Source organism: Stenotrophomonas sp. GD03877, from assembly GCF_029840555.1.
Lineage (GTDB): Bacteria > Pseudomonadota > Gammaproteobacteria > Xanthomonadales > Xanthomonadaceae > Stenotrophomonas > Stenotrophomonas geniculata.
The window spans coordinates 226,278-235,639 of the sequence record NZ_JAOCCT010000005.1; the positions used below are offsets into that span (position 1 = coordinate 226,278).

At 68.7% G+C, this 9,362-nt stretch carries 8 protein-coding genes; 1 reads left to right on the plus strand and 7 read right to left on the minus strand.

Annotation, left to right across the window (positions count from 1 at the left end; all coding sequences use genetic code 11):
- Positions 1-3: 3 nt before the first annotated feature.
- From lpxK to N5D20_RS05980, 7 genes are read right to left on the minus strand one after another with little or no spacing between them, the layout of a single operon-like run.
- A complete protein-coding gene (lpxK, locus tag N5D20_RS05950) occupies positions 4-1,023 on the minus strand; it encodes a tetraacyldisaccharide 4'-kinase (protein WP_197578861.1) in 1,020 nt (339 codons plus the stop codon).
- On the minus strand, positions 1,023-2,771 hold the full coding sequence (gene msbA, locus N5D20_RS05955; protein WP_032128904.1) for a lipid A export permease/ATP-binding protein MsbA: 1,749 nt from the start codon (positions 2,769-2,771) through the stop codon (positions 1,023-1,025). The genes lpxK and msbA overlap by 1 nt, the downstream gene beginning before the upstream one ends.
- On the minus strand, positions 2,768-3,190 hold the full coding sequence (locus N5D20_RS05960; protein ID WP_010486080.1) for a biopolymer transporter ExbD: 423 nt from the start codon (positions 3,188-3,190) through the stop codon (positions 2,768-2,770). Before N5D20_RS05960 ends, msbA begins: the two co-directional genes overlap by 4 nt.
- A 3-nt stretch (positions 3,191-3,193) precedes the next feature.
- Positions 3,194-3,856 (minus strand): MotA/TolQ/ExbB proton channel family protein, encoded by a 663-nt coding sequence (locus tag N5D20_RS05965; RefSeq protein ID WP_010486081.1) that lies wholly within the window; start codon positions 3,854-3,856, stop codon positions 3,194-3,196.
- Between the two features lie 3 nt (positions 3,857-3,859).
- Complete coding sequence (locus N5D20_RS05970) at positions 3,860-6,259, minus strand: DNA internalization-related competence protein ComEC/Rec2 (protein ID WP_197578860.1); 2,400 nt, start codon at positions 6,257-6,259, stop codon at positions 3,860-3,862.
- Positions 6,260-6,318: 59 nt separating this feature from the next.
- Positions 6,319-7,662: a HAMP domain-containing sensor histidine kinase gene (locus N5D20_RS05975; RefSeq protein ID WP_197578859.1), complete on the minus strand. Its 1,344-nt coding sequence runs from the start codon at positions 7,660-7,662 to the stop codon at positions 6,319-6,321.
- Between the two features lies 1 nt (position 7,663).
- Positions 7,664-8,335: a response regulator transcription factor gene (locus N5D20_RS05980; RefSeq protein WP_053442783.1), complete on the minus strand. Its 672-nt coding sequence runs from the start codon at positions 8,333-8,335 to the stop codon at positions 7,664-7,666.
- A gap of 145 nt (positions 8,336-8,480) precedes the next feature.
- Here N5D20_RS05980 and N5D20_RS05985 point away from each other — a divergent pair, with 145 nt between their 5' ends.
- The gene (locus tag N5D20_RS05985; RefSeq protein ID WP_197578858.1) at positions 8,481-9,248 is read left to right on the plus strand and encodes a MipA/OmpV family protein; all 768 of its coding nucleotides are present in this window, start codon (positions 8,481-8,483) and stop codon (positions 9,246-9,248) included.
- Positions 9,249-9,362: the final 114 nt, after the last annotated feature.

The window sequence follows — 9,362 nt, forward strand, 5'->3', positions numbered from 1 at the left end:
CACTCAGTTCGGTCGCAGCTTGTCCAGGCGGTCAGTCAGCGCCACCCAGAACGCGGCAGGCAGCTCGGCGCGCAGCGGGACCGCGTAGTGCCAGTCATTGCCGAACGCCCGGCATTTCACCGCGTCCTTTTCGGTCATCAGCACCGGCAGCTGGCTACCAAAGGACAGGTCCTGCGGCTGATAGGCCTGATGGTCGGCGAAGGCGTGCGGCACCACGCCGATGCCTCGCACGCGCAGCATGTCGAAAAAGCGCTGCGGGTGGGCGATGCCGGCCACGGCGTGCACACGCTGGCCCTTGAAGTACGACAGTGGACGGGCACGGCCACCGGCCAGCGGCTGCGCGCTGTCGATGTGCAGGGCCATCGGCCACTGGCCGAAACCACAGGCCTGGGCCGCAGATTCCTCATCGGCCTGGCCGAGATTCACCACGCGGAAATCGCACTCGCTGGCGCGGCTGACCGGCTCGCGCAGCGGTCCGGCCGGAATCATCCGGCCATTGCCGTAGCGGCGCTGCGCATCGACCACTTCGATCTCGATGTCGCGCGCCAGCCGGTAGTGCTGCAGGCCGTCGTCGCAGACGATCACATCGCAGCCGGCCTCGATCAGCGCCTTGCCGGCAGCAACGCGATCACGGTCCACGCGCACCGGCACGCCTGTCTTCCAGGCAATCAGCACCGGTTCGTCACCGCCCTTGGCAGTCGGCGTATCGGCCTTCACCCACAGCGGTTTGTCGGCATCTTCGCGGCCGTAGCCACGACTGGCCACGCCCGGCTTCCAGCCGGCGGCACGCAGGCGCTCCACCAGCGCGATGGTCAGCGGCGTCTTGCCAGTCCCACCGGCGGTGATGTTGCCAACCACGATGACCGGCACCGGCAGCGTGTAGCGCTTGCGCCAGCCACGCCGATAGGCGCGCCGGCGCAGCGCGGTGACGCCGGCATACAGCGGCGCCAGCAGTCGCATCGCCCACGGAACCGGGCTGCCGTCGTACCAGTACGGCGGGGTCTGGGTACCCTTGCCGGCCATCAGTCCTGCCTTTCGCGGAACTGCATGCTGTGCAGATGCTGGTAGAGGCCACCCATGGTGAGCAGCTCCTTGTGGGTACCGCGCTCGACGATGCGACCGTGGTCCATCACCAGCACCTGGTCTGCATGCTCGATGGTCGACAGGCGGTGCGCGATGACCAGCGTGGTGCGCTCGGGCATCAATCGCTGCAGCGCGTCCTGCACCAGGCGCTCCGATTCGTTGTCGAGCGCTGCGGTGGCTTCATCGAGGATCAGGATCGGCGCGTCGCGCAGGATCGCACGGGCGATCGCCAGGCGCTGGCGCTGGCCGCCGGACAGCAGCGCGCCGTTCTCGCCCACCGGGGTCTGCAGCTGCTGCGGCATGCGCGCGATGAACTCCCAGGCGTTTGCGGCTTCGGCCGCCGCTCGGATCTGTTCATCGGTCGCGTCCATGCCATAGGCGATGTTCGCGCCAATGGTGTCATCGAACAGCATGACCTTCTGCCCGACCATCGCCACCTGGCGACGCAGGTCGGCCAGCGGATAGTCATCCAGTGCCACGCCATCGAGAGTGATGCGCCCGCCGCTGGGTTCATAGAAGCGCGGCACCAGCCGGATCAGGCTGGTCTTGCCACTGCCGGACCGACCGACGATGGCGGTGACCGTACCCGGCTTGGCCACGAAGCTGATGTCGTCCAGGGCGATGCCACTGTCTTCGCGGTAACGCAGCATGACGTGCTCGAAGGCCAGTTCGCCACGCACGCGCTGCACCGTGTTGCGGCCTTCGTCGCGCTCGACCGGCATGTCGAGGATGTCGAACAGGCGCTCGGCGGCGGACACACCGCGGGAGATCGAGGACTGCACGCTGGTCAGGCGGCGCAGCGACGGGATGATCGCCGTCATCGAGATCATCAGGCCCATGAACTGGCCGGCATTGAGGCGGCCTGCCAGTGCTTCGCGGGTCGACACCCAGACGATCACCGCCAGCGCCAGCGCGGCCAGGAACTGGACCACGCTGGAGGCACCGGCACGGGTGATTTCCACCTTCATGTTCAGCGCCAGCATGCGGTTGGCCAGGCGTGAGTAGCGCGACATTTCGTGCTGCTGGGTGCCGTGCACCTTCACTTCCTGCTGGGCCGCCAGCGACTGCTCGGCAGTCTGCGCCATCGTGCCCATGCCGTCCTGGATGCCGCGGCTGATGCGCCGGTAGCGCTTGCCGACGTAGGACACGATCACGCCGATCATCGGCACCACCACCAGCATGGCCACGGTCACCTTGACGCTCATCTGCAGCATCACCGCCAGCATGGCGATGATGGTCAGGGTGTCGGCAACCACGGTCTTGAGCGCGTCGGCACTGGCCTGGGTGACCTGCTCGGTATCGAAGTTCAGGCGGCTGACCATCACCGGCGTCGATTCGGTATCGAAATGCGAGGACGGCAGGTGCAGGTACTTGGCCAGCACCTGTTCACGCAGGTCGCGCACCACGCTGCGACCGGTCTTGGCCAGCGCGTAGTCGCTCACCCAGGTGGCGGCGCTGCGCATCAGGAACAGGCCGAGGATGGTCAGCGGCAGGATCACCGCCATTTTCGGTTCGGGATTGACAAAGCCGCGGTTGACCAGCGGCTCCATCAGCTTGGTGAAGTGGTAGCCGGCCACCGACTCCACCGCCATGGCGATGACGGCGGCGACCATCATGCCCCAGTAGGCACGGGTGTATCCCAGCAGACGTTTGTAGATCGGCCACACCGGCGCGTGTTTGGAACTCATGGACGCACCTCGGGTGCTGTTGCAATGGCAATACGGCGGAAGCCGAGCTGACCGAGCGCATCCTGCGCGGTCACCACGGCCTGATAGGGCGTGCGGGCATCGGCACGCAACAGCACCGGCTGGGTGCGGTCGCTGCCGGCAACGGCCGCGATGGTCTGCTTGACCGACTCGACGTCGTTGCGCAGCACTTCCTGGTCATTGATGAAGTAGCGGCCTTCGGCGTTGATCAGCACGCTCAACGAGCGCGGTGGCTCATTGCTGGGCTGCTGGCTGGCCGTGGGCAGCTCCACCTGGAGTGTCGAGCGCGCATCGAAGGTAGTGGTGACCACGAAGAAGATGATCAACACCAGGATGACGTCGATCAGTGGCACCAGGTCGATATGCGGCTCATCCTGGGATCGGTCGTTGCCGATACGCATCGATCAGGCCTTCGCCATCGCCGCGCCGGCCGGGCGCGTGGCAGCGGCAGGGTTCATCACCCCGGGTCGGCCATCCAGCGTATCCAGCAGCGCGCTGGCTTCCTGCTCCATCTCCACCACGTAACCGTGGATGCGGCCCTTGAAGTAGCGGTGGAACATCAGCGCCGGAATGGCGACGATCATGCCGGTGGCGGTGCACACCAGCGCCTTGCCGATACCACCGGCCAGCTGGTTCACATCACCGACGCCGTGGTCGAGGATGCCCAGGAACATCTGGATCATGCCGATCACCGTGCCCAGCAGGCCCAGCAGCGGCCCGGCCGAAGCGATGGTACCCAGCGCGTTGAGGAAACGCTCCATGCGGTGCACCAGGTGGCGGCCGGTGTCTTCGATGCGCTCGCGGATCTGGTCGCGCGGGCGGTTGCGGGCTTCCAGTGCGGCAGCCAGCAGCGCGCCCAGCGGCGAGTTCGCGCGCAGGGTCTGCAGGTGGGCCGGGTCGAGCTTGCCGCGTGCCGCCCAGTTGCGCACTTCCTGGCCGAGGCCGGGCGGCAGCACTTCAGTACGCCGCAGGGACCAGAAACGCTCCAGGATGATCGCCAAAGCCAGTACGCCCAACAGCAGCAGCGGCACCATCGGCCAGCCACCGGCCTTGACCAGTTCCCACACGTTTCAACCCTCCGGCCCAACGGCCGCTTGTTCGATCGGCGATAGGATAACAGCCGACCGCGCCCGCCCAGCGGCATCCCACCAGCGGAATGCGTGGATGCGCTGTTCACGCAGCTGCAGCCCTTGTGCGCCAAGCCATATGCGGATCGCCCCGGAATCGGCCGTGGCCAGTACCTCGGCCCCTTGCGCCTGCCAGCGCTGGACCACGTCCTGGCGAGGGTGCCCGAAGCGGTTGCGGTGCCCGGCCGAGACCACCGCCAGCCGTGGCGCCACAGCCTCGACCCACGGCGCGCTGGAGCTGGTGCCGCTACCATGGTGCGGCACCAGCACCACATCCGCCTTCAGCGCTGCCGGAGACGCCTCCAGCAGCGTCCGCTCGGCCGGCCGGCCGATGTCACCCGGCAGCAGGACCACGCCGTGGCGGCTGGCGATGCGCAGCACGCAGCTGTCTTCGTTCTCGGCCTGACGGCTGCCCGGCGCCGGGTGCAGGACCTGGAAATCTACCCCGTCCCACTGCCAGCGCAGCCCCTGCTGGCAGGGCGTGGCGCCAGCGATGGTGCTGCCCGGTGGCGCCAGCAGCTGCAGTCCGGGCAGCTGCCGTCGCAGGCTGGACAGGCTGCCGGTGTGATCAAGATGGTCATGGCTGAGCATCACCTGCCGGGGCGACCCCTGGCCGAGCGCGCGCAGGGCCGGGACCAGAATCCGTTCGTTGCCTTCGCCGCCGGTCGGCGGCCCCACGTCGTACCAGAGCGCGTGCCGCGCCGTACGCACCAGCACCGCAGTGCCCTGCCCTACGTCATGCACCAGCAGCTCCAGTTCTTCTTCGGCCGGTGCATGCCGGGCGGGCCACAGCAGCGGCAGGCACAGCAGCAGGCCCGCCAGGCCACCGCCGGCGCCGCGTGGCAGCAGCCACCAGAACACCCCGGCCAGTGCCGCCGGTACCGCCCAGCGCGGCGCCTCGGCCAACCACCACATCGCCTGCGGGTGCAGCGCCAGTGGCTGCAGCGCCTGCCAGCTCAGCTCGAACAGCCAGGCCGCGGTACGCCAGGCCCAGCGCCCGGCACCGTCGTGAAGCACCTGCAGCGCGGTACCCAGCAACGACAACGGCACCACCAGCAGGGTCCACCACGGAATGATCGGCAGATTGACCAGCGGCCCCAAGCGCGCGGTGCCGCCGAACAGGGCCACGCACAGCGGCAACAGGCCGAGGCTGGCCACGCCCTGGGCGGCCAGGAAGCCACGCAGGCCCCCACCGGCGCCCTCCGGCCCGGTTCGCGGCAGGCACCACAGCAGCCACAGCACGCCGCCAAAGCTGAGCCAGAAGCCGGCCGACAGCACCGACAGCGGCGCCGGCAGCAGCATCACCATCGCGGCCAGGGCCAGCCCCTGCCCCGCACCCACCGGGCGACGTCCGGCACGGGCCAGTGCCACCAACCCGATCATCAGCGCCGCGCGCACCGTTGGCAGCGCGCCACCGGCTGCCACGGCATAGGCAGCTGCGGCCAGCGCCGCGCCCCATGCCGCCGCCTGCGGCCGTGGCCAGTACCGTCCCAGCAGCGGGCACAGCCACCACGACACGCGGCACAGCAGTACGCCGAAGCCCGCCACCACGCCCACGTGAAACCCGGAGATGGCGACCAGATGGGTCAGGCCCAGCGCGCGCAGGTGTTCCCAGTCGGCATCAGACAGGCCGCGGGTGTCGCCCAGGGCCAAGGCCTGCAGGAACCGCGCGGCAGGATGTGCCACCTGCGTGGCGATGGCGTCACTGCTGCGCTCGCGCCAGGCCGGCAGGCCCTGCGCAGGCGCGTGCTCACGGGCAGCGCCCGGGTCGCGCACCGTGCCATTGCCGGAGATACCACGCAGCAATGCATGGCGTTCGCCATCGAAGCCGCCGGGATTGATCCGCGAGCGTGGCGCACGCACGCGCAACGACAACTGCCAATGCGCCCCTGCACGAACCGCATGGCGTCCGCCCTCGGCCCCGTGCGCTGACGATCCGCGCCACGGGTCGTTCCAGGTGATCTGCAGGCGCTTGCCACGCAACGCTGGCAACGTATCGGCCTCATCCACGTGCAACACGAAGCGCGTGTAGCCGGGCCCGCTCTGTGGAAGATCAGCCACCCGCCCTCGCACCTGCACATCCTGCGGCGGCGCGTCGGGTGGAAGCTGGTCGTGCAAGGCCCATTGCCCGTGCACTGTTGCCCATGCCAGGCCGAGCATGACTGCAGCCCAGGTGCGGCCTCGCCAGCGCAGCAGCCAGCCCGCGCCACCGGCAACCGCCATCGGCACGCTCAGCCACAGCGGCAGCAGCGCCGGCATCTGCACGCAGGCCAGCGCGCCCAGCACCAGGCCGGCGGCGCAGCCGGGGCCGAACAGGGCCGGCGCGGAACGTTCGGAAGCCATTCCATCAGCCTGCCGCCGGGCGCGACAGGTTGCCTATCGGGGTTTTCCCCGCGTGGCTGTCAGCGCCGGACGGTGCCGCGGTGGAAGTTGACCCGGAAGCTGGCGCCGCCGCCGGCGGCCTCGCCGACACTGACCGAGCCGCCGTGGTGCTGCACGATTTCCTTCACCAGATGCAGGCCCAGGCCACTGCCACTGCCCGCCGCGCGCAGGCGATGGAACGGCTCGAAGATCGCTTCACGATCGCTCACCGGAATACCGGCACCCTGATCGCTGACTTCCAGCAGGCCGCGCGTGTCCAGGCGCACGCAGATGGTGCCGCGCCCGCCGCCATGGACGATGGCGTTGTGCACCAGGTTGGCGATCACCCGGCCCAGCGCCAGGCTGTCGCCGTGGATCCACACCGGCATCTCAGGTGCATCCACTTCGAAGCCGTAGCCGGCACCGACTACCAGCGGCGCCAGATCGGCGGCCGCTTCACGCACCAGCAGCGCCAGATCCAGCCGCTGCAGTGCGCCGACATTGCGATCAAGTCGCTGCAGGTCAAGCAGGTGCTCTGCGACGTTGCCGAGCCGCGCCACGTCGGTCAGCAGCTGCGACTTCAGCTCGCCCTGCGGCAGCTGCGACAGGCGCGCCTGCACCACTGCAATCGGCACACGCAGCTCGTGCGCGGCATCGGCAAGGAACTTGTCACGCGCTGCATAGCCCTGCTGCACCTTGTCGATCGCGTCGTTGAAGGCTTCGACCAACGGCGCGACCTCGGTCGACACCAGCTGCGCATCCAGCCGCGCACCCGGCTGGCCGATATCCAGCTCCTTGGCCTGTTGCGCGGAGCGGCGCACGCCACGCATCGCGCGGTGGATCACGGTCGGCATCACCAGCAGCGTGACCACGATCAGCGGCAGGAAGAACCACAGGCCGATCAGGCGCAGCACCATCAGCGCGCCGTCCAGCAGCCCGCCCTTCGGTGCCCCGCCCACCATCACCGTGATGCGCCGCCCGTCCTCGTTGCGGATCATCACCCGCGCCACATCCAGGTAGGGCGGCACCAGCGAACCGAGTTCGGTCGCGCCCAGCGTCGGCAACCGCGCCAGCAGCGGCGCGTGGATCGCCGGAATCGTGCCGCGCTCCAACCAGACCCCCTTGTCGTCGACTGCCGCGAACCAGAGGTTGCCGCCGGCACTGGCATCGAGCTTTTCCCAGCGTGCCTGGTCCAGCACCAGCCGGCCACCTTCGCTGTGCACCGCCTTGGCCACCGCCTCGGCCATGAACATGTCCATGCCCCAGGTGTCCTTGTCACCCCAGGTCAGGATCAACGCAACCACCGCGAACAGCACGGTGAAGGCCTGCGCCAGGAACAACCGCCAGGCCAGGCCCAGGGTGATGGAGCGGATCGGACGGGCCATCTCAGGCCTCCGCCAGCAGGTAGCCGACGCCGCGGATCACATGGATCTCCACGCCGGCCCCGGCCTGCTGCAGCGCCTTGCGCAGCTTGGAAATGTGCGCATCAAGCGCATTGGACTGGATCTCATCATCAAAACCGTACACCGCCGCCTCCAGTGCGCTGCGGGTGACCGTGCGCCCCTGCCGCATCGCCAGCGCCTGCAGCACCAGCACCTGGCGCCGGGGCAGCGCCAACAGCTGGCCCTCCACCTGCGCCTGCAGCGATTCGAAGTCGAAATCCAGCCGGCCCAGATGCAGGCTTGGCGTCACCATCGCCGAGGGCCGGCGCGAGACCGCGCGGATCCGCGCCATCAGCTCCTCGATCGCCACCGGCTTCACCAGGTAGTCATCGGCACCGACATCCAGCCCCTCGACCTTGTCCGACAGCGTTCCCTTGGCCGTCAGCATGATCACCGCCAGGTTCGGGCGCAGCGCGCGCGCGGTGGCGACGAAAGCCACGCCATCGCCATCGGGCAGCTGGCGGTCGAGCAGCATCAGCTGGTGCACCGGCTCGCGGAGCGCGATCGCGGCTTCGGCCAGGCTGCCGACCACGTCGGCGACCACGCCCTGCCGCTCCAGGCCCGATTGCAGGGCACGGGACAGATCGGGATCGTCTTCGACCAGGAGGATGCGCATCAGGGGCTCGGCTACCGGAAACGGTGCCGATCATAGTGCCTGGCGCCGGCTTTGGGCGCCTTCGCGTGCCGAATGCCAAGGCGCAATGTTCTGACAATGTTGTGCCCGCACCATGCACAGCCATCCCCCGCAAAGTGGCTGATCGATGCCGTCGCTGTCCCCGACCCTGCTGCGCCCGTTGCTGTTCTCCGCTGCCATCGGCCTTCCGTTGATCACCCACGCCGCCGACCGCAACCCGGGGGTGCAGGCCGGTATCAGTGCAGGCGCGACCTCAGGGGCCTACGCCCACTACGACGTCAAGCCGCTGGTCGTACCGTCCATTGCCTGGCAGGGCGAGCGCTTCTTCGCCAGCCCGGGCTCGCTGGGCATGTACCTGTACAAGCGCGAAGGCCTGCGCCTGTCGGCGGCGGTCACGCCCTACACGCTGCGCTTCAAGACCGACGACGTGAACGATCCTCAGCTGCGTCGCCTGCACAGCCGGCAGATGTCCGCCATGGCCGGCATCAATGGTGAATACAGCGCCGACTGGGGCATCGTCGAGGCCAGCGTGATGCGCGAGATCACCGGCCACGGAGGTGGCATGGAATCGCGCCTGCACTACAGCTATCCGATCCAGGCCGGTCGCTTCACCTGGGTGCCCAAGGTCGGCGTGGTGCACTCCAGTGCGCGCCTGCTCGACTACTACTACGGCATCACCGACGAAGAAGCGCTGCGCTCGGGACTTGCCGCCTACAACCCGGGCAGCGCGACATCGCCGAGCCTGCAGATCGCGGTCAGTACGCCTCTGGGCACGAAGTGGCGCGCGACCGGCGTCGTCGCCAACCAGTGGTTCGGCGATGCCGTAAAGGACAGCCCGATGGCCCGTCGCGGCACGCAGACGTCGGCCTTCATTTCCCTGATGCGCTCGTTCTGATCGAGCGCCCGCAACGGACAAGGACCCCCCATGGCCTCCGTCTCCCCTGCTGCTGAAGCGCACGCGATCCTGCGTGCCCCGGACCTGGACAGTGCCGAGCGCGCCTACCTGGGG

What these genes read in the sequence shown, in the direction of transcription:
- lpxK (WP_197578861.1), bottom strand. Translation starts at nt 1,023, where the DNA reads ATGGCCGGCAAGGGTACCCAGACCCCGCCGTACTGGTACGACGGCAGC.
- msbA (WP_032128904.1), bottom strand. Translation starts at nt 2,771, where the DNA reads ATGAGTTCCAAACACGCGCCGGTGTGGCCGATCTACAAACGTCTGCTG.
- N5D20_RS05960 (WP_010486080.1), bottom strand. Translation starts at nt 3,190, where the DNA reads ATGCGTATCGGCAACGACCGATCCCAGGATGAGCCGCATATCGACCTG.
- N5D20_RS05970 (WP_197578860.1), bottom strand. Translation starts at nt 6,259, where the DNA reads ATGGCTTCCGAACGTTCCGCGCCGGCCCTGTTCGGCCCCGGCTGCGCC.
- N5D20_RS05975 (WP_197578859.1), bottom strand. Translation starts at nt 7,662, where the DNA reads ATGGCCCGTCCGATCCGCTCCATCACCCTGGGCCTGGCCTGGCGGTTG.
- N5D20_RS05980 (WP_053442783.1), bottom strand. Translation starts at nt 8,335, where the DNA reads ATGCGCATCCTCCTGGTCGAAGACGATCCCGATCTGTCCCGTGCCCTG.
- N5D20_RS05985 (WP_197578858.1), top strand. Translation starts at nt 8,481, where the DNA reads ATGCCGTCGCTGTCCCCGACCCTGCTGCGCCCGTTGCTGTTCTCCGCT.